Raw genomic sequence first — 20,972 nt, 5'->3', positions numbered from 1 at the left:
AAGAGGCGGTTTTTTTATGCGCGGTACAAGCTCAACCCATCATGTCCTTGACCATGCGCTCCTGCTCCATGAGCTCCCGTTGACGAGCATCGATGCGTGAGGACAGCGGGAAATTGGTGCCGGCGCGTCGCTTGGCGAAGTCCAACTGCTGGATCGCCTGGCGGTAATCGCCCACCAGTGCGAAGTACTCGGCACGCGCCTGGTGCAAGCCGATGATGTTGCCCGACAGCCCGCGGGTTTCGGCCACCATGTACCAGACGTCCGGATCGTCAGGGCGGGTCTTGAGCAGGTTTTCCAAGGCCTTCTCGGCGTCGGCAGGACGGTTCTGCTTGAGCAGCAGGTCGACGCGCACCTGATTGAGCGGATAATTGCCAGGGTACTGGCTCAGCATCCGGTCGACGCGAGCCTGGGCATCGGCCAGCTTGTTGTTGGTGATGTCCAGGTCCACCTGGGCCAGATTGTAGATAATCTCGTTAGGCGAACTGGCCAGCAGCGGCTTGAGGTTTTCCCTGGCTTCATTCAGCTGGCCACCCTTGATCTGGGCGATTGCCAAGCCATAGCGGGCCACGTCGTTTTTCGGGTTTTCGTCCAACTGCGCGCGGAATCGCTTCGCACCCAGGCCCGGAGTTTCCTCGTAGATCAACTGGACCCGTGCGCGAATCAGTTGATAGCGCACACTGTCCTCGATGCCGCCCGGCTTGGCCTGTTCGGCGCGGTTGCGGGTGTCGGCGATCCGCGATTCGGTCACCGGGTGAGTCAGTAAGAATTCCGGAGGCCTGGCATCGAACCGATACTGGCGCATCAGGCGCTCGAACATGGTTGGCATCGAGCGCGGATCGTAGCCGGCCTTCTCCAGGTTCAGGATGCCGATACGGTCGGCTTCCTGTTCGTTCTGGCGGGAGAAGCGCCGTTGTTCCTGGATAGCGGCGGCCTGGGTCCCGGCGATGGCGGCGATCCCGGCGTCGCCACCGCCAGCAGCGGCAATCACGATGCCGGTCAACAACGCGGCCATCATCGGTACCTGCATGCGCTGTTGGGCTTCGACGCCGCGGGCAAAGTGGCGTTGCGACAAGTGCGCCAGTTCGTGGGCCATGACCGAGGCGTATTCCCCTTCGGTCTGGGCATTGAGGAACAGGCCGCCGTTGACCCCGACGATGCCGCCGGGAGCGGCGAACGCATTGAGTTGCGGGCTATTGATCAAGATGAATTCCAGGCGTCGGTCATTGACCTGGCTGGTTTCCACCAGTTTGTAGACGCTGGACTCGACATAGTCCTTGAGCTGTGGGTCGTTGAGCTGCGACACCTGGCTGCGCAGCAGGGCCAGCCAGGCACGACCCAGTTGGTGTTCCTGTTCCGGCGATACGATGGCAGAACTGGCGTCGCCAAGTGACGGCAGGTCGTCGGCGAAGCCCGGTGAGGCAAGCAGGCAAGCGAGCGTCAGCAGGGTGGGGCGCAGAAATGTCATGCACGAAGCCTTAGTCGACAAAGACCTTACTGTAGCCGGACACCGGGCCCGGGACCAGATATTCTAAGCGGCTCAACGACCTGCTGCGGAGTGAACCAATGACCGATGCTGTAGCCCACGATGCCGAACTGGACGCCAGTGGCCTGAACTGTCCGTTGCCGTTGCTCAAGGCCAAGCTGGAACTCAATCGCTTGGCCAGCGGCGCCGTGCTCAAGGTCATCGCCACCGATGCGGGTTCCCAGCGTGATTTCCGCACCTTCGCCCGGTTGGCCGGTCATACGCTGCTACATGAAGAAGACGAAAACGGCGTTTACCGTTACTGGCTGAAAAAAGCCTGAAAAACCGACAGCGTCTCTTAAGGATTTTTAATGTTCAAAGTGTTACGCGACTGGATTCAGCGCTACTTCTCCGATGAGGAGGCCGTGGTCCTGGCAGTGCTGTTGTTCCTGGGGTTTACTGCCGTGCTCACCTTGGGCGGTATGCTGGCACCGGTGCTGGCGGGAATGGTCCTGGCGTACCTGATGCAAGGCCTGGTCGTGACGCTCGAACGTCTGCGGCTACCAGGCAGCGTGGCGGTCGGTCTGGTGTTTGCCCTGTTCATGGGGTTGCTGGTGGTGTTCATGGTGGTGATTGTGCCGCTGCTCTGGCACCAGTTGGTCACGTTATTCAACGAGCTGCCGGGGATGCTCGCCAAATGGCAGTCACTGTTGTTGCTGCTGCCCGAGCGCTATCCGCATCTGGTATCCGATGAACAGGTGCTGCAGACCATCGAGGTGGTGCGTGGCGAGATCGGCAAGTTTGGCCAATGGGCGCTGACGTTTTCACTGTCCAGTTTGCCGCTGCTGGTCAACATCATGATCTACCTGGTGTTGGTACCTATCCTGGTGTTCTTCTTCCTCAAGGACCGGGAAATGATCGGGCGCTGGGTCCGTGGCTATTTGCCGCGCGAGCGGGCGCTGATTACCCGGGTGGCTCAGGAGATGAATCGCCAGATCGCCAATTACATTCGCGGAAAAGTCATCGAGATTTTCATCTGCGGCGGCGTGACCTATATCGGCTTCGTAGCCTTGGGGCTCAATTACGCGGCCCTGCTGGCGCTATTGGTGGGTATTTCAGTGGTGGTGCCTTACGTCGGCACCGTGGTGGTGACCGTGCCGGTGGCATTGATTGCGCTGTTCCAGTGGGGCTGGAGCGATCAGTTCATCTACCTGATGGCGGTCTACGGGATCATCCAGACCTTGGACGGTAACGTGCTGGTGCCGCTGCTGTTCTCCGAGGCGGTGAACCTGCATCCGGTGGCGATTATCTGCGCGGTGTTGCTGTTTGGCGGGCTGTGGGGGTTCTGGGGTGTGTTCTTTGCGATTCCCCTGGCGACGCTGTTCAAGGCGGTGCTGGATGCGTGGCCGAGCAAGGAGCCGATTGTGGCGCCGTTGCTTTGATGGTCGGGCTTGAATTCTCTTGTGAGGCTCATGGCCTCTTCGCGAGCAAGCTCGCTCCCACAGGAAATTGATTAACACCATCAGCCCAGTGTGGGAGCGAGCTTGCTCGCGATAGCGCCAGTATCGACAGCGAAAGTCTCAGGCCTTGTTCAGCGCCTGGGCCGCCGCCAACACCGCATCCACATGCCCCGGCACCTTCACGCCGCGCCATTCCTGGCGCAGCACGCCGTCCTTGTCGATCAGGAACGTGCTGCGATCAACACCCAGGTATTCCTTGCCGTAGAGCTTCTTCAGCTTGATCACGTCGAACAGTTGGCAGACGGCTTCGTCCTTGTCGCTGATCAGCTCGAAGGGGAATTCCTGCTTGCACTTGAAGTTCTCGTGGGACTTGAGGCTGTCCCGGGACACGCCGAACACTTCGGTATTGGCGGCCTTGAACTGCGCATACTGGTCCCGAAAGCCCTGGCCCTCGGTGGTGCAGCCGGGGGTACTGTCCTTGGGGTAAAAGTAGACCACCACCTGCTTGCCCTTGAGGGCGGCGAGGCTGACAGTTTGCCCGCTGGTGGCAGGGGCCTGGAAATCGGTAACCGGCTGATCGACGGCAACGGCCATGAAAGCTTCCTTACATTGGGTTTTGTGGGCGCCACGGTTCGATCAGGGCATCCAGGTTCATCGCATCGGCGAAATCCAGGAACTGATCGCGCAGCCAACTGATCTGCGTGCCGGCCGGCAGCGTCACGGTGAACGTGGCGTTGAGCATGGTGCCGCCGGTCTGCGGGGCCTGGTAGGTGTCGCAGGTCAGGTTTTCCAGCTCAACGTGGTGGTCCATGAAGAACTGGCACAACTCGTTGATGATGTCCGGTCGGTAGGCCGAGCTCACATAGGCAACGTAGGGCAGGGCCTGGGGACGATTCTCCAGTGCGGCGCTGCGTACCACGTTGACGGTGAAGGCGTGCTTCTTGGCCAGCACCGGCAGGCTGCCCTCCAGGCGCGCCAAGGCGTCCCAGCTGCCGGAGATTTCGAGCACGAGCGCGCTGCATTCGCCGTGACGGGTCAGGCGTGAGGTCACGACGGCGCAGCGATTTTCATGGCTGGCGCGGCACAGGACGTTAGTCAGCTCCATGGGGTTGGCGCCAAGGGCACTGATAACAAGGAATTGTTCGCGGACTGTGGGGGTGGACATGCAGCATTCCTAAAGCGATGAGCGGTCGATACCTTTGCAGCTCGACACGGTGCCAGGCCTGCCAGAACACGTGCCTGAAGCCTTTTGCCCGGGGGTACAGTGCATTGCGCGGTGGCAGCAATGCCCTTGGAAAAACCCGGGAGCGGGGCTCGTGGCGGCGAAAACGGAGGCTGGAAACCGGCGTATGAGCCTATCGGTACCGATCAAAGCCTGAAGGGTAGCGAAAACCATCGCCAAGGGGAATGGTAGTTCGCTTGTACAAGCATCTTGGCGCCAGTACCATTACCGCTCTCTTTTTCCGGCAGGAGCGGTTTCATGATTGCGGGCAGTATGGTGGCACTGGTCACACCCATGGATGCACAAGGGCATCTTGACTGGGCCAGCCTCAGCAAACTCGTGGACTTCCACCTTGAAAACGGCACCCATGCCATTGTCGCCGTCGGGACCACCGGCGAGTCGGCAACCCTCGACGTCAACGAGCACATCGAAGTCATCCGTGCCGTGGTCAAGCAGGTCAATGGCCGCATTCCGGTCATCGCCGGCACCGGCGCCAACTCGACCCGCGAAGCCGTCGAGCTGACCCGCAACGCCAAGGAAGCCGGTGCCGACGCCTGCCTGCTGGTCGTGCCGTACTACAACAAGCCGACCCAGGAAGGCTTGTACCAGCACTTCAAGTACATCGCCGAAGCCGTCGACATCCCGCAGATCCTCTATAACGTTCCCGGCCGTACCTCTTGCGACATGCAGGCCGAGACCGTGATTCGCCTGTCCAGCGTGCCGAACATCATCGGTATCAAGGAAGCCACCGGCGACCTGAAGCGCGCCAAGGCCATCCTTGATGGCGTGAGCAAGGATTTCGTCCTGCTGTCGGGCGACGATCCGACGGCGGTCGAGCTGATCCTGATGGGCGGCAAGGGCAACATTTCCGTGACTGCCAACGTCGCCCCGCGTGAAATGGCCGACCTGTGCGAGGCGGCGCTCAAGGGTGATGCCGAGACCGCGCGGGCGATCAACGAAAAGCTGATGCCGCTGCACAGGGACCTGTTTCTCGAAGCCAACCCGATTCCGGTGAAATGGGCTTTGGTCGAAATGGGCCTGATGCACGAAGGCATCCGCCTGCCACTCACCTGGCTGAGCAAAACCTGTCATGAACCGCTGCGGCAGGCCCTGCGCCAGTCCGGCGTCCTGGTTTAATTGAGGAAGTACAACGCATGAAGCGAATGGCCGGACTTTCCGCACTTGCCTTGATTATCTCCAGCACCAGCGGCTGCGGATGGATCTGGGGACCGGAAGGTTACTTCCGCGACCGTGGTAGCGATTACCTGCAGGCGCAACAGACAGCACCGATGCAACTGCCGCAAGACGCCAACGTCGCCAAGCGCCTGGATCCGCTGCTGCCGATCCCGCGCAACGTCGCCGACGACAGCGTCAAGGGCGAATACGTCGTTCCACGTCCACAACCGCTGTCGGCCGTGGCCGATGCCAGCGACTACACCTTGCAGAAGAGTGGCGATTCCAGCTGGGTGATGGGCCAGCATCCACCGGCCGAAGTCTGGCCCGTGGCAATCCAGTTCTTCCAGGACAACGGCTTCCGCCTGGACGAACAGCGTCCGCAAACTGGCGAATTCACCACCACCTGGCAGCGCGCCGATGAACTGTCTGCCGCCATGGCCAAGCGCCTGGGCGCCGCCGGCGTCTCGGCCGACAGCGAAACCCGCGTGCGGGTGCGTATCGAGCCGGGCGTGCAGCGCAACACCAGCGAAATCTACGTGGTCAGCGCCCAACGTCCCGCAGGCAGCACCGCCGACGTCGCGTTCACCAACCGTTCGGTCAATACTGGCCTGGACGCTGCACTGGTGGACGACATGCTGGCGAGCATGAGCCGTACTGCGGAGCAGGGCGGTTCGGTGTCGATGCTGGCATCCAAGCAATTCGATGCGCCGAGCCGTGTCAGCCTGAGCGAAGACGGCAGCGGCAACCCGGTGCTCAACGTCGGTTCTGACCTGGACCGTGCCTGGTCGAGCGTCGGCCGAGCGCTGGAGCAGGGCGAATGGCGGGTTGAGGACATCAACCGCAGCCTGGGCTTGTACTACATCAACTTGGCTGAGAAAGCCGAGAAGAAGGACGAGAAGCCTGGCTTCTTCAGTGGCCTGTTCGGCAGCAAGCCGGACAAGGAAGAAATCGAAGCCCGCGCCGAGCGTTATCAGGTCCGCCTGAGCAAGGTAGGCGACAACGTCCAGGTCACCGTCGAGAAGAACATCAACACCGTGGCGCCGGCTGAAGTGGCGCGCAAAGTGTTGGGCGTGATTCAGGATAACCTGGGCTGATCCGATGCGTTTTGCCGTTCTCGGCAGCGGTAGCCAGGGGAACGGCACGCTGATAGCCAGCGCCGGCACGTACGTGCTGGTCGATTGTGGTTTCTCCTTGCGGGAAACCGAGAAACGCCTGTTGCGCCTGGGTGTGCACCCGGCGCAACTGAGCGCGATACTCGTAACCCACGAACATGCCGACCATGTGCATGGCGTGGGTTTGCTGTCTCGGCGCTACAATCTGCCGGTGTACCTGAGCCGTGGGACGCTGGATGGCCTGCGCAAGCCCATCGAGCCGGCGGGTTTCGTAGCCGGTGGCGAGCAGTTGCGCATTGGCGCCCTGGATATCAGCGTGGTCAGCGTCGCGCACGACGCGCGCGAGCCGACGCAATATGTGTTCAGCGACGGCGAGCGACGTTTCGGGTTGCTCACCGACCTGGGCTCGTATTGCGACAGGGTCATGGACAGTTACCGGGAGCTCGATGCGTTGATGATCGAGTCCAATCACTGCCGCGACATGCTGGCGCGGGGGTATTACCCGTACTTCCTCAAGCAGCGGGTAGGCGGGGAACACGGACATTTGAATAACCACCAGGCAGCGTTCCTGGTGGCCGAGTTGGGCTGGCAAGGCCTGCAACACCTGGTCCTGGCCCATCTGAGCAGCAAGAACAACCTGCCGCAGCTGGCCCGGCAATGTTTTGTCGACACCCTCGGGTGCGACCCGGACTGGCTGCAACTGGCCGATCAAGATTCAGGGCTCGACTGGCGACATATCGCCTAGCCCACTACTTAGCAAGCGGAGCCCATCATGGAAAAACGTGAAGAACTCTACCGCGGCAAAGCCAAGTCGGTTTACAAGACCGACGACGCTGACCGCTTGATCCTGCTGTTTCGCAACGACACCTCGGCGTTCGACGGCAAGCGCATCGAACAGTTGGATCGCAAGGGCATGGTGAACAACAAGTTCAACGCCTTCATCATGCAGAAGCTCGAAGCCGCCGGCGTGCCGACCCAGTTCGACAAGCTGTTGGGCGACAACGAATGCCTGGTCAAGAAGCTGGACATGATTCCGGTCGAATGCGTCGTGCGTAACTACGCCGCCGGCAGCCTGGTCAAGCGTCTGGGCGTGGAAGAGGGCATGAAGCTCAACCCTTACACCTTCGAGCTGTTTCTGAAGGACGACGCCAAGGGCGACCCGTTCATCAACGAATCCCACGTCGTGGCGTTCGGTTGGGGCACCGCCGAGCAACTGGTTCGCATGAAAGAGTTGTCCCTCAAGGTCAACGAAGTGCTGAGCAAGCTGTTCGACGACGCTGGCCTGCTGCTGGTGGATTTCAAGCTCGAATTCGGCGTGTTCCGTGACGGTTCCATTGTCCTGGGCGACGAATTCAGCCCCGACGGCTGCCGCCTCTGGGACAAGGACACCAAGAAAAAAATGGACAAGGACCGCTTCCGCCAGGGCCTCGGTGACGTCATCGAAGCCTACGAAGAAGTCGCCCAGCGCCTGGGCGTGCCGCTGTAATCGACGCAAGCATCTGATAGCACGGAAAAAAATTCGCTCGGGGGTTCGCTTCCGGCGAATGTGCTGGTATGATGCGCGCCACTGGAGAGATGCCGGAGTGGCCGAACGGGACGGATTCGAAATCCGTTGTACTGGCGACAGTACCTAGGGTTCAAATCCCTATCTCTCCGCCATACAAATGAAAGCCCCGTAGATCAAGGTCTACGGGGCTTTTTTGTTTTCCGATTGTACTACTTTGTTGTACTACTCAAGCCAAGCTGTTTTGAAGCGGTATGACACCGTTGGCATCAGGAAAATCAGGTAAAGGAAAGCCCGCTCAATGGCGGGCCCTTGGTCGTACGTATTCCACCCGCTACGCGCTCTTGACCACCCACGCTAACGGCGATTGAGGGTGCAGAACGTATGCCCGCCCGAGGGCGGATAACGAAACCTGATCACCCCAATTGGAATAGGAGATGGAGATCAGATTCCAATGGTAGAGAACGTCCATAGCGCCTTCATAGACCAACTGCGACAATCCAGCAGTTGAAGGAATCTGGCTTAGATACAGCCCTTCGTTCCTGCCGCCATGAATTGCAATCACTGCCAGGACTTGTTGGGCACTCTCGTTGAGGGGAGGAAGTGCGGGGTTAAACTTTGCATTTGCAGCGTTCAAATCCGAACCGAACGATGCGGCGATAAAGGCAAGAAACCCAATTGCCCCAACAACTACCAGCAGTGCCACAATGAATGACCACAGCGGGAACGCTACGGGGTGTGCAAGCCACGTAAAGAGTTCAAGTGTCCAAGTCCAAGCCGTGGAGATAAACGGGCGAAGGGAAGGCCACAGATCTGTCGTGAGCATTTTACCTGCACCACTGACGGCACCCAGAAAGAGTGTCCCAACGACACCTCCCAGCGACAGCAGAACCACTTTGCGTTTTGGTTTCATCCTTTTTTCACCTCTCGTTCCATCGCTGCCCCCATTCCGGTTGTTATTCCAAATGCTACCAGAGTGGCGACCACTCCAGCGGTACGGAGCCAATATCACAGGGGAGATTGCAAGCCAAAGCAAAGGGCTTCCCAGATTCGATATGATGTTTTGGGGGGGGCAGGAAGGTGGGGGGATGCGAGGGATGCACGCTGCGAAGGCGTTCGCTTCGCTCTTATATTATGCGACCGTAATACAAGTATCGGTATATGTCGGAACTTGTAAGTCTCGAATGCATTCTTGGCGGGTGCGATTTACGCACACTGAAAACCAACTCTACGCCAAGTAGCACAAGGCTTTCAGCCGATTCTGTCCGTGTGGATCACGTCTCTACAGGCGTGTTCATGCGTGCGGGTAGTTGATCTGCCACCAGTTGAACAAAGCAACGCATATGCTCATGCCTCCCAAAACGAAAGGGGTGACATGATCGAAGAACCAAGGCGACACAATCGCGCCTCTGGCAAAAACGTACCATTCGACCAACTTCGCAACGAGGCGAGAGGGCGTCGTCGTGAATGCCTGACCACCACTCTGATGGTGCTCGTTTCCACCTACCGTGTAATGGATGTAAAAAGAGTAGCGAATTTCGTTTCTCGTCCTGCTGTCCAGATTTCGAATTATCGCGAGTTGGTCTGGAGGCTCTGTGCCTTTTGGTGGGGTTCTTTCGAGGTGAGTCATCTTTCCCTTGGGTTTGAAGCTAATCAGTTTGGATTCGCCTTCAACAGTACCGGGTGCCTTTTCAATTAGCTCCAGAACATGATTTCGCATCTGTTTCTTACCTAGACGCCTGACCACTCCGATGAGTGTCTTCTCATACAAGTCATGCATTGCAAGGTCAAAACGGAAGCTACCTTCAGGGGTTCGTTGATACAGCCTCAACCACAGATAGGTGTTGATACCAGCCAGAACCATCCAGACGTTTTGAACGTTTTCCTTGAGTCTGATCTCATTCCCGAGCAGCTTGAAAGTCGAGAGGTCAGCACCGAAGTACCACAACAGCAGGACTACAGTTGAAAAGCCAATCAAGTAGCCTCGGGCTTTGTTGAAATCTGGCGTATCCGTTTCACCCACAATCTTCTCTCCTGGTTCTCAATAGCTCAATCGCAATCACATTAGAGATTGGCGTTTATGCATTCCTGATCTTTGCTTCGAAAAATGCTCGTGTGGGCTCGGGCAGTCCCCCGATGTCATTCAGCATCGGGATTAGGCGGGAGGTTTTGGCGGTGTAGTAGTCGATAATCGGAGCATATCCACCATCCTGCTGCTGGGGGTGGCGCTTAAGGAATTCAAACATCATTGAAACCTGATACCCCATTTCCCTGACCGCTGATTCAATCACTGCTCCGGGTTCATTTGAGATTCGCAGAAAATTTGTATAGGCGGGTGAATCACCAGCTTTCTTCGCTCCACGCTCGGCCTCTGCGACCATGTGTAGTATGTGAAGATCAATGTCTGATGTCTTCCCCACAAACGTCAACTGAAGAGATGAGAGACGGGCATCAATGTCTTTCACGACCTGCAAGATTTCGTCTGCCTTTTTGTCCAATGCGAGCTGCCTAACCTGCTTCATTTGCAGGTCAAGCGACCAAAGCACACCGAGAAAGGCAAACAGCGCAAATATCGGGTTCAAGATGCCGCCGAAGTAATCGCCGAAAGCGCCCCATTTCGCTTGGTCGTATACGCGATCAATACCGAACATACTGAGGTAGACGGCAACGACTGCCGCCATGAAGAACAAGGCTATGCCTGCGACAATCAGAAGAAATCTAGGATTCATGGTAACTCCCTGTGATGACGCTCGGAGACTAGCTGGAAGCGATTGAAATTCTCAGCCAATGCCATGCCCCGCCAAAATTTCTGGGGCACTTCGATAGCTGCGATATGTTTTTAGCTGGAAAATTAGCTTGTGGTTCTATCGAGGTGGCCTAGCCAAAGCGCGAGGGCCAGTCGTCAGCCCTAGAACCAGATGAATGTGCACTCATTGGACATTGGCGTCTTGGCGACATCACCGCGACCAGTGCAAGCCAAGGTGATCTTGTCGCCCGGTTTCAACGTGACAGCAAATTTCTCGTTGCTCTTCGCCAGTGCGAACTGAGGTTCCATAAACTGGTTAACGCCGCCTTTCATGGTGACGTATGGCTTGCCTCGGAAATCGGTGTTGATGCTGGCTATGGTGCCCGTCACCTTGAAAGGCTTCCCTTTAAAGGTCATGTCGGCAGCATAAGTGTTGCGGCTGTAAGCTTCTGCAATGTCTGCTGCGGTGAAGGATTCCAAGGTGGCAACCCGCTCTGCTTCTTTCTGTCGTTCAGCCATTTCATCGACATAGACGCCGTTAGATGCGGATGCTTTGGACTGCGATGTGTCGTTGGCTACGCCCTTGATTACGATGTACGCGAGGCCAACCGCAAGCACGATGCCGAGAGTCCTTTTTGCTGACATAGCTCATTCCTTGAAGTGATGATGAGGCCATATGGTGGCAGGATGGCATGGCGAGCGTCCAGTACGTGGCGTAAGCTCTGGACGGTACAGGCACTGTATCAAGGACGTGGTATGACAAAGCTTCGGGTGCAAAAGACGGCCAAGAAGAACATTCACATACACAATGACATCTCCAATACAGCTCATTACCTTAAGACTCGAATCGAGGAAAAGGAGGCGACAGGAGACCGGCATGGAATCGCTCTCGACATCACTGCCTGCCTCGTGATGTTGGCGTTCACTTTTGAATCGCGCCTTAACTTCATTGGAGAACAGAAGGTTGCGGATTTTAAGGAAAGGCGGTGGTTCGACAAGAAGGTTGAGATTGTATTGAAGGCACTGAGATTGGAACCTGACTTTTCAGTGCGTCCGTACTCTTCCATCAAAGAGTTGAAAAACTTCCGTGACACCATTGCACATGGCAAGCCGGACACCATCGAGGTAGATGAAACGGTGGACTTTGAACCGGGGAAGAACTATGACGATTTCGATCTTCGAGGCGAGTGGGAGGCATTTCTAACCGTCGACTTCGTGAGGCAATGTTCCGACGACATCGACCAAATCTGGAGCGAATGGATTGCGGCTGCTGAAATTGAATTGCATCAAACACTGACCTACGGCGAATACAGCATTTCACTGATAGAAAAACCTACGGTCTTTGGTGGCTGATCGAGTTGTGTTGGGGCAGACGACATAATGACTGGAGGTGTGTATGAATAATGAAACTACTTGCAGTAAATGTGGCTCCATCTACAAGCTCACAGGAGAAAAATTCCCTGTACGAGATCCGGGCTCTATAGATTGCAGCGTCTGCGGTGAAGAGTTGAAACGCTGGAGCGGGTCTACAGACTGGACTGCGGAACTCATTGAAAAGCACGAGAAGCACTTGCAGAAGTAGCCAAGGCAACAGGGAGAGCAAAGCGTGAGGGAAACAATTTACAGCTTCTACTTGATTGCAGACGCACAAGAAAGGGTAGGCTTTCTCGGATATATACGCTACGAAGTTGATGGCGCGGATGAAGACAAACTTGCGTACCTGAAAGCTTCGGTAGAGCGGGATTATCAAAAGGCAACACTAACGAAAGCTCCAGTAGGTTTGACAATCGGTGCGTATACTGCACGCTGTCGCTTGGGTACAGCGCTTGAACTATTCGAGCATGTATTTGAGCCGCACGAAACACGGACACCACTCTATGGAATCACAATAATTCTCGACGGAAAGCCCTCGATAAATTATGTCTCGGATCACGCTCCACTAGATATGGATGACGTGAATAAGGAGATGGGAGAAAAAAGCGTCATGGATGATTGGCTGGCAAAATATACAAGAGACAATACATTTCACTATGCCGATCTTATTAACGACGATTTTTTGTTGGCCTACAAACTCCTTTTCAATAACAAGCACTATGCATCTGCTGCCAAGCTATTCATGTCCTGTATCGACAGCATTGCACATGTTGAATATGGTTACGACAAGAAACCATCAGAGCGTGCCGTGTTTAGCAGATGGCTTGACGCTTATGTTGACTTGAAGCCTATAGGCGTCACCGCCGACGAACTTTGGGAGGTGAGAAATGGAATGTTGCATATGTCGAATCTTGATTCAAACAAGGTATTAAAGAAGAAGGCTCGACGAATTTCAATATCGATAGGAAGCGTGCCAGAGGAAGCACAAGGTGTAGGTGACATCTATTATTTCAATCTCCATCAATTCTATCTTGCTGTGTGCGAAGGGATAGGCAAGTGGCTTCAAACATATGCGGATGACTACAATAAATTTCTGATATTCATTGAGCGATGGGATAGAACGATATCTGATTCAAGGATGGCGCTCTACGATCCTGGCAGATAGCACGAAGGCATCTGGAAATTATCCCCCCCCTCCCCGATTTTTTTTGATGCGCTTCGATAGTCGTTTGGTTTTTTGGCTGGAAATATAATCTGGCGCCCCGTCACACCCACTTAACAAAAACCATAGTCCCCCATTGGATGCTGGTGCTTTTTGAAAATAAGTTGAAGCGTTCTCAAACACAGAGACGACAAAGCCCCGCGAAGGCGGGGCTCTAGGGCGTCGTGAAATCCTTTAGAGGGAGTCGCGGAGGTTATGAAGCCTTCCAGTAGCGCTTCACTGTAGTGAGGCCGATAGATAGGTGACGGACCGTCTGAGCTTGTGTCAGGCCGTTTGCCTTGCAGGCTTTCACACCTTCGATGGTGGCAGTTGCAACAGGGCGACCCAACGTCTTACCTTCGGACTTGGCACGGGCCAAACCCGCTTGTGTGCGTTCGATCAGCAAGTCACGTTCGAACTCAGCGACAGCGCCAAGGATTTGCATTGTCATCTTGCCCGCTGCACTTGTCAGGTCCACACCGCCAAGAGCGAGACAGTGAACACGGATACCTATTGACTCCAGATGTTCGACAGTGGCGCGTACATCCATGGCGTTACGTCCTAGACGATCCAGCTTAGTCACGATCAGCACGTCTCCGGCTTCCATCTTGTGCAGGAGGGATTGAAACCCTTTGCGTTCGTTGGCGCTTACCGAACCCGATACCGTCTCAACCACCACCCGATTCGCCTGCACATCGAACCCGGCACGTTGCACTTCTTGGACTTGGTTGTCAGTTGTCTGATCGCTGGTCGATACGCGGGCATAAACGAAAGTGCGAGACATTGTGTGGCTCCTATTTGACCGGGTGGGTCGCTTTAACGTGGGTCCATAATATCGAAGGGTCGATTTGGATTCAACCCTATTTTATGGCCCATCCAACTAGCTATTCCCGGCAGGTCCACTTGACGTTCGTTTGATGTTGCCAAATTACACATGATTCATGTGATCGACGTAAAGAACCGGCTAAACAGGGACTTTTTGTTCCGGATGGGGAATGGCGATACACACAGCAGAACCTACTCGAAAGCTTTTCTGCTTCAGCACTGCTGCTATTCCGTACTTCTTGAACTGATCCAGAATCTGCCGGGCAATGTTGTCGCAATAACAAATCATGCGATTGCCAATCGTGTCTCTCTTATCTGCCGAGGCATAGATCAGAGAAACATGGCTGGGTAGCAGATAATCGCCGTAATATGGAAGTTGGCGGGCATTGATTGCAGGGTGTGCTCTCAAGTCATGATCTACGACGACACCTAGGCGGCTTGAGCGTAGGTAGGGGGTGTCCATGTGCCGAGTCAAAGCCAGGTGCCAGCCCAATGGTTCGTGCGAAGCAACGAAGTCTGGATCTAGGATTAGAAAAGTAACGAGCGGTTGGAAGATCGATTTCTCGTGAAGGGATTGCAACGGCTCAGTGATCACGCTGACGGTGGCTGCACTCACCACGTAACCGTCGAATCTCGTCGGCCCTTGGTCATCAGCGATTGTGTTTGTGTCCACCGCTGCGAGGTAGTCGAAACGGGTCTGCAATTCCTGCGTATAGGTCCCTTGCAAGCTGAAATCATTTGCAGGGGTGGACAGAATGATCTTGTCACCCTTGGTCTTTGGGTGCGACAGCTTGCGGTGAATGGAACTGGGGTCAACTTCGGCTATAGTCAGGCCGCCTTTTGGATCAAATATCACTGTGAGTTGCGACACGAGATCGGTTGTGTGGCCATACACATAGTCGTCACGGGGGATCTCGGGGACACCGTTACGTTTCTTCGACATACGATTGTCTCCTTTGTGATGGTGTAATGCCATTGTGCGGCTGCTACGATGGGAAATCATCAAGCAATCGAGCGCGTGATTTGTGAACAAGCCCCGAGCACTGATCATCACCGTTGAAGGCAAGTGGGAGCACGAATATTTTGCTTAGAGTTAGATGCCGTCAGTCATCTAGCTCAGGAAAAGTGATTTTTCCCACAATCCAAGGTTCCACAATGTCACTATGAACCGTACGTAAAAACGATCCCCATTCCTTACGGTTGTGAGCGTCTGGCCCAATGATCGTCAGCAGTAGGTACGCATCTTTGAAGTCATCATATGCATAAATAAGCCAGAAGTCGTTGTCAGGGTTTTCCGTTAGGGCTGTGCGATAGTACTGGCGGCCGATTTGAGTCCAGCGAGCTTGTGTTTCTACAGTGCTCGCCAAATGGATGTGACACATATCGCTCAGATCGAGCTTTTCATCTCTGCCAAAGATAGCCGGAAGCTCGCCGCACACTTTGTAGTTATAAAAGTGTGCGGCAATATTTTTCCAGTTCTGTATTTCTTCAAAAAGTGCGGAAATTTTAACGTCTGGCATCCACGCCTACTTCGTAATAGGAAGCTTGCCAGTGATTACAAATTTATCGAACACTTTCTGACCATCACGTGCAGCTTGTCGAACGTCAAGAAATGTCAGCTCTTCGTGAGTGACTTTTCTGCGCGCTTTTTCGACTTTTTTTGTGGTAGCCATCGGAGCCTCCGAGGTGTGTGTATTCATACTGATCAGCTTATGTGATTAATGGAGTCCGGGCAAACGGGAGGGTTTCGGTGTAATCGAACCATGCGCGTTTTGACGAAATGGGCCCCGTGAGAGGCCCTTCAATACTAGGCCGGCTCTGCGTCCAAGCGTCGGGCGATGACATCAAGCATGTCGCAACCATCCCTCAACGGAATGCAGCACAGTTGTGCGAAATCCTGAAGGACTACCGAGTCACTCGGAATGTCTCCTCGCATTGCGAGGTTTTCTAGTAGTTGGGTGACCGCGCGAATTCTATAGCCTGCCGTATCAAGCAGTATGTGTAACGGTGCGGTGGTATCGACGAAGAGAGGTTGATCGTCGGCATTGCTGGTGAGAGCCATATATTTATTCATTTCAGTTTCCATTTGATTGTGAGCCGCCTTGAACGTCGCCAAACGACAAGGTGGTAGCTGTACGCGGGTTGGCGAACCGGAACAAATGGAGAAAGCCGGCAGACCCGAAGGTCTCCCACGCACAGCTACCGGAAAGCAGCATATTGCGCACAGACGCGTTCCGCAAACTCGCGGAAGCTTCTGAACATTTGTTTTCGAGTCGCCAAACCCGTGTCGACCGTATGTACGACCCCTGGACTATAGGGCTTCCTCCAGAAAGTCAGCAACAAGCTGATGCGTAGGACAATTCTGGAAATAAGGTAAGGGGCTACTGTCAGATAAAACTTCTGGTTCTCTTATCAATACCGCTGCGTTGAACGTGGCCAACCGCATCAGAAACATCACTTAAGCGCAGGCTCCTACTAACCCCTCGAAGCGCGATCAACCCTGTCACTTCTTTGTGACAATGCGACAAATGGGCTATAGCTCAATGCATCCATGCCGATGAGCTAGTCAATGCCATGAAAGGAGTCACCCCCATGCCGCGCTTCTTTGCCGATCTGGGTTTTCGCTGGAAAATCACCCTGCCCATTGCTTTCCTGGCGCTGCTGTTGGTGCTGATGGGCTGGTCGGGCATGCGCGGTATCGGCCAGGTGACGGAGTCCAGCACGCAACTGACCAAGCGTTATTTGCCGGCGATCAGTCTGTTGCTCAACGCCGATCGCGATCTTTACCAGGCATTCGTGGCCGAGCGGAGCCTCCTCGGTGGCAATGCGGGCAGTCATGTCGAGGCGCTGCGTGCCAGTCACCGAGACAATCTCAAGCAAGCTTATGATCGTGTGCAGAAGTATGCCGCGATGCAGCCCAGTGCCGAGGCTTTGGCGCTGGTCAGCCAGTTCAATGACCGTTTTGCCCAGTGGTCGCAGGTTTCGCGGCAAGTGGTCGAGCAAGCCACGAGCAATCCGCAGGCGGCCAGTGCGCTAAGTTTTGGCGACGGTGAAAGCAAGTTCGACACCATGCGTGATGCCATCGACAAGCTGGGCGAGTTGGAGGATGAAGCGTCGCTTCGTGAGGGGCAGGCGGCGATTGACCATGGCCAGGCTGTCGGCGTGCAGCAAGGGGGCATCCTGTTGATTGGGCTGCTGGGTTGCATCCTGCTGATTGTTGCCCTGCCGATGGTTGTGCTGCGTCCCATGCGGCGGCTGTTGCACCGCGTCGAGCAGATTGCAGAGGGCGGCGGTGATCTGAAGGGTCGCCTCGAAGTACGTTCGGCTGACGAGTTGGGGCAGCTCGGCAGTGCCTTCAATCGCTTTCTCGACAAATTGCAGCCGTTGATTGCCGAGGTGGGCCGGGTCACCGGAGAAGTTGATGCCGCCGCGCGGGCCATGGCTCAAATGGCCGCGACCAATGATCAACTGATCAGTAGCGAGCATGCTGCGCTCGATCAGGTCAGTACCGCTGCGACCCAAATGAGCGCCGCCGTGCACGAGGTGGCCCACAACGCGGTAGGCGCGTCCGACGCGGCGCAGCAAGCCAGCAGCCAGTCTCGCGATGGCGCCGCGGTGGTCAGCAGCACCATCGAGTCGATCCGTCAGTTGGCCCAGGAAGTGGAGAGCGCCTCGGGCACTATTGAAGCATTGGCCCAGGAAACTTCCAGCATCGGCGCCGTGCTTGAAGTGATCCGTGGCATCGCCGAACAAACCAACCTGCTTGCGCTGAATGCCGCCATCGAGGCAGCACGCGCGGGCGAGCAGGGCCGTGGTTTTGCCGTGGTGGCCGACGAAGTCAGGGCGCTGGCGGCGCGTACCCAGGATTCGACCAAGGACATCCAGGTCCGCATCGAACGCCTGCAATCCGGTGTGGCCAAAGCGGTGCAAGCCATGCAAGTGGGCAGCAGCAAAGCTCGGGACAGCGTCGAACGGGCCGCGGGTGTCGATCAGGTGCTCAGCGGCACCGGTGGTTCGATCCAGCGAATCAATGACATGGCCGCGCAAATCGCCAATGCCTGTGAAGAGCAGAGCAGCGTCACTGAAGAAATAGCCCGTAATATTTCTGATATCCGGGATTTGTCCAACGAGGCGGCTGCCAATTCTGCCCAGAGCATGCACGCCAGCCAGCAGCTTTCCAGCCTGTCGAGAAACCTGGCAGAGCTGACCGGCCGCTTCCGTACCTGAGGCAGGTGTGGCCGTGTCTGTCAGCGAGAATCTGCGAGCCCTGCACCGGGACGGTTTCGTCCTGCTGCCTGGGGTATTGAGCGCCGCACAAATTGCCGACCTGCGCCATGCCATCGACCAATTGCAGCCTCAGCATTGGGACTACAGCGGCGTGATCGATCACTACAAATGTGTGTTCAATCGCGATCCGTTCTGGCTGCCGTTCCTGGATGTGGGCGTAGTGATCGAACTGGCCGAGGCGGCCTTGGGCGATGATTGCCACATCATTGGCCAGACAGCCTGGCGCTGCCATCCCGGTTTCACCGGGGCCCCGTTGCACCTGGATTACCTGGCGATGCCATTGCCGCCAAGCCTGCTGGCCGAGCCTGGCTTTGAACTGCCGGTGCAGGTGTTTACCGCACAGTTTTACTTGGACGATATCGACACGGACTTGAGCCCCACACAGGTCATTCCTGGCAGCCACAAGGCCGGTCGGGCGCCGGTTGCAGGTGAAACGCAATGGCAAGGGCGTACCGCGCAACCGATACTGTGCCGGGCAGGGGATGTGCTGATATTGCGCAGCGAGCTATGGCACGCCGGCAGCGACAACCGGACCGCCGACCGCACGCGATACATGCTCCAGGTGCACTATGGTCGGCGGATGGTCGCACAGAAGTTTTCGCCTTATCTGCACTGGCGATTCAATCCCGAGGTCCTGGCCGCCGCGACACCTCGTCAGCGGCGGTTGTTGGGCGAGCATCAGGAAGCTGAATACGATTGAGCCTGGCTCAGTCAGATCCAGACGTCATTGACCGCCGTGCGCTCGTTGGTTTCTTCGCCGGTGTTGATGACACCGCGCGGCTCGATCAGTAGCAGTTTCACTTCCTGGGCGGCGCTGGGCTTATGCTCGACGCCCTTTTTGACCACATACATCTCGCCCGCGCCAATGGTCACGGCGCCGTCACGAAAATCGATACGCAGTTCGCCCTCCAGGACGATGAAGGTTTCGTCGGTATCGGCGTGGGTGTGCCAGATGAAATCGCCTTCGAGCCTGGCGATCTTGAATTGGTAATCGTTCATTTCAGCCACGACTTTCGGCATCCACTGTTCTTGGAAGAGCGCGTATTTCTGGGCGAAGTTGATCGGGGAATAAACGGTCATCGAGGCATACTCCTTGGTCTGTTGGTGCGTCCTACTTTATTGTCCGGGCCAACGTGAGTATTGGATGATCGTGCAGCTTTTTGCGGCGCGTAGCGGCTGCCTTAGCGCAGCATGTTCAGCCAGCGTGCCGGTGAGATGCCGAAGGCCTGGGTATGCAGCCGGGTCATGTGACTTTGATCGTAAAATCCACAAGCCAGGGCCACTTCGCTCAACGGTATGCCCTGGAACGCCAGGTGACGGGCTTGATTCAAGCGCCGCTGGGTGATGTAGCGATAGGGGCTGGTGCCGTACAGCGCACGAAAGTCTCGTGACAAGCTCCATCGGTCCCTGCCGCTTGCCTGCACCAGATCATCCAGCGTGATCACCTGGTCGAGGGCATCGTGGATGAACAGGCGGGCACGTTCCGCCGCCGGGTAGTCGATCAGCCGCCGTCCGCGTCGGCTGCCCGCCGCGATGTCGAGTGCTTGGGCCACGTCGTAGAGGGCGTCCTCTTCTTCTAGCGGATCGAGGGGATGATCCATGCCATTCAATAATCGACGGGTCGCGATGTTGAGGCGTGGGTCGCTGGACAATCCTCCTTCGATGAAGGGCAATGGCTTGCCCCCAAGTACTTGCTGGATCAGCGACGGTTCTATGTAGAACATCCGGTAGTGAAAACCTTCGCTCGTTCCAGCTTCGCCATCGTGTACCTCGTCCGGGTGCAAGACGATGGTGCCGCCAGGCTGGCTATGACGTTTGCTGTGGCGATAGTTGAAGCTCTGGACGCCGGAAAGCGTGATTCCGATGGCGTAGGTGTCATGGCGATGGGTGCTGTAGCCATGGCCACTGAAATAAGCCTCGATGCGTTCCATTTTCCGCGATTCGGGCGCACGCACCAGCCAGTCGCGATTGGGGATGGATCGAGTCATTGCACCGGGCTCCTGCTTTGGTTCGTATACCCTACCTGCCTGAAAACTTTCGTCACAGCAAAAAATCAGAATCTCTCTGGCGAGGACGCTTGTGCCCGCTGGGTTGCGAAGCGGCCCTGAAGCATCGCGCCTGCTGCGCAGTCGAGCGGGAGCAAGCTCCCTCGCCACAGTGATTCAACCCTCGATCAAGGCCGAGCTCCCACGGCGCTGTTCAGATCTCTTTTACCGGCGTCTCGCCCTGGACGTTCTTGATCAGGCCGATGACGTGAAGGCAGTCAGCCTTGTTCACATAGGATTCGCCACTGGCGATCGTTTCGTGGTTGCCGGCCCTCAGGCGCCAGCGCCATTGGCCTTTGCCAGTGTTCGGGGTGCCTCGGGTCTGTCGATAGATCTCAAAATACATGGGTTCGCTCCCTGCGATATTCAGTCATGACATGTGTGGAACATGTGGCTGCAAGCCTAGCCAAGTGGACGATTTTGGCCATGGGGAAATCGTTTCCATTGGTTATCAAGTGTTGCTGGGAGTGAGCCTGGATCGGTCATGCGACCCTTTGTAGGAAAAAGTCATGTTGCGAGCACCCGGTGGGTTGCGGTTCAGGTTTGATCCTTGCGTTG

Annotated in this window: 24 protein-coding genes, 1 tRNA gene and 1 pseudogene; 12 read left to right on the top strand and 14 right to left on the bottom strand. The window is 56.2% G+C overall.

The features are described from left to right. Window positions 1-31: 31 nt before the first annotated feature. A complete protein-coding gene (locus tag PFLQ2_RS07770) occupies window positions 32-1,465 on the bottom strand; it encodes a M48 family metalloprotease (RefSeq protein WP_003184336.1) in 1,434 nt (477 codons plus the stop codon). Window positions 1,466-1,563: 98 nt separating this feature from the next. Here PFLQ2_RS07770 and PFLQ2_RS07775 point away from each other — a divergent pair, with 98 nt between their 5' ends. Then, window positions 1,564-1,803 (top strand): sulfurtransferase TusA family protein, encoded by a 240-nt coding sequence (locus tag PFLQ2_RS07775; protein ID WP_003184334.1) that lies wholly within the window; start codon window positions 1,564-1,566, stop codon window positions 1,801-1,803. A 30-nt stretch (window positions 1,804-1,833) separates the two neighbouring features. Then, the gene (locus PFLQ2_RS07780; protein WP_003184330.1) at window positions 1,834-2,904 is read left to right on the top strand and encodes an AI-2E family transporter; all 1,071 of its coding nucleotides are present in this window, start codon (window positions 1,834-1,836) and stop codon (window positions 2,902-2,904) included. Between the two features lie 138 nt (window positions 2,905-3,042). Here PFLQ2_RS07780 and PFLQ2_RS07785 read toward each other — a convergent pair whose 3' ends face one another. Continuing rightward, a complete protein-coding gene (locus tag PFLQ2_RS07785) occupies window positions 3,043-3,516 on the bottom strand; it encodes a peroxiredoxin (RefSeq protein WP_003184328.1) in 474 nt (157 codons plus the stop codon). A 10-nt stretch (window positions 3,517-3,526) separates the two neighbouring features. Then, entirely contained in the window at window positions 3,527-4,087 is a 561-nt protein-coding gene (locus PFLQ2_RS07790; RefSeq protein WP_003184325.1) for a glycine cleavage system protein R, read from the bottom strand. Window positions 4,088-4,402: 315 nt separating this feature from the next. On the opposite strand from PFLQ2_RS07790, the gene dapA reads away from it, so the two are divergent. The 5 genes from dapA (at window position 4,403) to PFLQ2_RS07815 (ending at window position 8,091) form a co-directional block, all read left to right on the top strand. Then, window positions 4,403-5,281 carry a 4-hydroxy-tetrahydrodipicolinate synthase gene (dapA, locus tag PFLQ2_RS07795; protein ID WP_003184323.1) on the top strand — a complete coding sequence of 293 codons (879 nt, stop codon included), beginning with the start codon at window positions 4,403-4,405 and terminating at the stop codon, window positions 5,279-5,281. Window positions 5,282-5,298: 17 nt separating this feature from the next. Next, window positions 5,299-6,414 carry an outer membrane protein assembly factor BamC gene (bamC, locus tag PFLQ2_RS07800; RefSeq protein ID WP_003184321.1) on the top strand — a complete coding sequence of 372 codons (1,116 nt, stop codon included), beginning with the start codon at window positions 5,299-5,301 and terminating at the stop codon, window positions 6,412-6,414. A 4-nt stretch (window positions 6,415-6,418) separates the two neighbouring features. Beyond that, window positions 6,419-7,177 carry an MBL fold metallo-hydrolase gene (locus tag PFLQ2_RS07805; RefSeq protein ID WP_003184318.1) on the top strand — a complete coding sequence of 253 codons (759 nt, stop codon included), beginning with the start codon at window positions 6,419-6,421 and terminating at the stop codon, window positions 7,175-7,177. A 27-nt stretch (window positions 7,178-7,204) separates the two neighbouring features. After that, window positions 7,205-7,918, top strand: a complete 714-nt coding sequence (purC, locus tag PFLQ2_RS07810) for a phosphoribosylaminoimidazolesuccinocarboxamide synthase (RefSeq protein ID WP_003184316.1) — start codon at window positions 7,205-7,207, stop codon at window positions 7,916-7,918. Window positions 7,919-8,001: 83 nt separating this feature from the next. After that, window positions 8,002-8,091: transfer RNA gene (locus PFLQ2_RS07815), tRNA-Ser, on the top strand. Window positions 8,092-8,270: 179 nt separating this feature from the next. On the opposite strand, the gene PFLQ2_RS28065 is transcribed toward PFLQ2_RS07815, so the two are convergent. From PFLQ2_RS28065 to PFLQ2_RS07830, 4 genes are all read right to left on the bottom strand, one after another. Next, window positions 8,271-8,849, bottom strand: a complete 579-nt coding sequence (locus PFLQ2_RS28065; protein WP_033046209.1) for a hypothetical protein — start codon at window positions 8,847-8,849, stop codon at window positions 8,271-8,273. A gap of 381 nt (window positions 8,850-9,230) precedes the next feature. After that, window positions 9,231-9,959 carry a hypothetical protein gene (locus tag PFLQ2_RS07820; protein WP_003184315.1) on the bottom strand — a complete coding sequence of 243 codons (729 nt, stop codon included), beginning with the start codon at window positions 9,957-9,959 and terminating at the stop codon, window positions 9,231-9,233. A 55-nt stretch (window positions 9,960-10,014) separates the two neighbouring features. Continuing rightward, window positions 10,015-10,665, bottom strand: coding sequence for a hypothetical protein (locus tag PFLQ2_RS07825; RefSeq protein ID WP_003184313.1), 651 nt, complete (start codon window positions 10,663-10,665; stop codon window positions 10,015-10,017). 179 nt (window positions 10,666-10,844) lie between these two features. Further along, window positions 10,845-11,327: an OB-fold protein gene (locus PFLQ2_RS07830; protein ID WP_003184311.1), complete on the bottom strand. Its 483-nt coding sequence runs from the start codon at window positions 11,325-11,327 to the stop codon at window positions 10,845-10,847. 111 nt (window positions 11,328-11,438) lie between these two features. Here PFLQ2_RS07830 and PFLQ2_RS28375 point away from each other — a divergent pair, with 111 nt between their 5' ends. Both PFLQ2_RS28375 and PFLQ2_RS07835 read left to right on the top strand, forming a co-directional pair. After that, a complete protein-coding gene (locus PFLQ2_RS28375) occupies window positions 11,439-12,035 on the top strand; it encodes a hypothetical protein (RefSeq protein WP_003184309.1) in 597 nt (198 codons plus the stop codon). Window positions 12,036-12,288: 253 nt separating this feature from the next. Further along, window positions 12,289-13,221 (top strand): hypothetical protein, encoded by a 933-nt coding sequence (locus PFLQ2_RS07835; protein WP_003184307.1) that lies wholly within the window; start codon window positions 12,289-12,291, stop codon window positions 13,219-13,221. 250 nt (window positions 13,222-13,471) lie between these two features. Here the strand turns inward: PFLQ2_RS07835 and PFLQ2_RS07840 are convergent, their stop codons facing one another. The 4 genes from PFLQ2_RS07840 to PFLQ2_RS07855 all read right to left on the bottom strand — a co-directional run bounded on the left by PFLQ2_RS07840 (window position 13,472) and on the right by PFLQ2_RS07855 (window position 16,156). After that, window positions 13,472-14,041, bottom strand: coding sequence for a recombinase family protein (locus tag PFLQ2_RS07840; protein WP_003184305.1), 570 nt, complete (start codon window positions 14,039-14,041; stop codon window positions 13,472-13,474). A 180-nt stretch (window positions 14,042-14,221) separates the two neighbouring features. Beyond that, complete coding sequence (locus tag PFLQ2_RS07845; protein WP_003184304.1) at window positions 14,222-15,025, bottom strand: hypothetical protein; 804 nt, start codon at window positions 15,023-15,025, stop codon at window positions 14,222-14,224. Window positions 15,026-15,185: 160 nt separating this feature from the next. Further along, complete coding sequence (locus PFLQ2_RS07850) at window positions 15,186-15,602, bottom strand: type II toxin-antitoxin system YafO family toxin (protein WP_003184303.1); 417 nt, start codon at window positions 15,600-15,602, stop codon at window positions 15,186-15,188. Window positions 15,603-15,889: 287 nt separating this feature from the next. Beyond that, window positions 15,890-16,156 carry a hypothetical protein gene (locus PFLQ2_RS07855; RefSeq protein ID WP_003184301.1) on the bottom strand — a complete coding sequence of 89 codons (267 nt, stop codon included), beginning with the start codon at window positions 16,154-16,156 and terminating at the stop codon, window positions 15,890-15,892. Window positions 16,157-16,656: 500 nt separating this feature from the next. On the opposite strand from PFLQ2_RS07855, the pseudogene PFLQ2_RS31055 reads away from it, so the two are divergent. The 3 genes and pseudogenes from PFLQ2_RS31055 to PFLQ2_RS07865 all read left to right on the top strand — a co-directional run. Beyond that, window positions 16,657-17,451, top strand: a pseudogene (locus PFLQ2_RS31055) (MCP four helix bundle domain-containing protein); the annotation flags it as partial. Window positions 17,452-17,520: 69 nt separating this feature from the next. Beyond that, window positions 17,521-18,309, top strand: coding sequence for a methyl-accepting chemotaxis protein (locus tag PFLQ2_RS31050; protein ID WP_371261222.1), 789 nt, complete (start codon window positions 17,521-17,523; stop codon window positions 18,307-18,309). Between the two features lie 13 nt (window positions 18,310-18,322). After that, the gene (locus tag PFLQ2_RS07865; RefSeq protein WP_003184297.1) at window positions 18,323-19,069 is read left to right on the top strand and encodes a phytanoyl-CoA dioxygenase family protein; all 747 of its coding nucleotides are present in this window, start codon (window positions 18,323-18,325) and stop codon (window positions 19,067-19,069) included. Between the two features lie 11 nt (window positions 19,070-19,080). Here PFLQ2_RS07865 and PFLQ2_RS07870 read toward each other — a convergent pair whose 3' ends face one another. The 3 genes from PFLQ2_RS07870 to PFLQ2_RS07880 all read right to left on the bottom strand — a co-directional run bounded on the left by PFLQ2_RS07870 (window position 19,081) and on the right by PFLQ2_RS07880 (window position 20,760). After that, complete coding sequence (locus PFLQ2_RS07870) at window positions 19,081-19,449, bottom strand: cupin domain-containing protein (protein ID WP_003184294.1); 369 nt, start codon at window positions 19,447-19,449, stop codon at window positions 19,081-19,083. Between the two features lie 101 nt (window positions 19,450-19,550). Next, window positions 19,551-20,357, bottom strand: a complete 807-nt coding sequence (locus PFLQ2_RS07875) for an AraC family transcriptional regulator (protein WP_003184293.1) — start codon at window positions 20,355-20,357, stop codon at window positions 19,551-19,553. A 211-nt stretch (window positions 20,358-20,568) separates the two neighbouring features. Next, complete coding sequence (locus tag PFLQ2_RS07880; protein WP_003184291.1) at window positions 20,569-20,760, bottom strand: YegP family protein; 192 nt, start codon at window positions 20,758-20,760, stop codon at window positions 20,569-20,571. Window positions 20,761-20,972 lie beyond the last annotated feature (212 nt).

It is taken from the genome of Pseudomonas fluorescens Q2-87, from assembly GCF_000281895.1.
GTDB classification, from domain to species: Bacteria; Pseudomonadota; Gammaproteobacteria; order Pseudomonadales; family Pseudomonadaceae; genus Aquipseudomonas; species Aquipseudomonas fluorescens_S.
The sequence above is the reverse complement of the archived record's forward strand: the minus strand, read 5'-3'. Positions and strand labels throughout refer to the sequence as shown.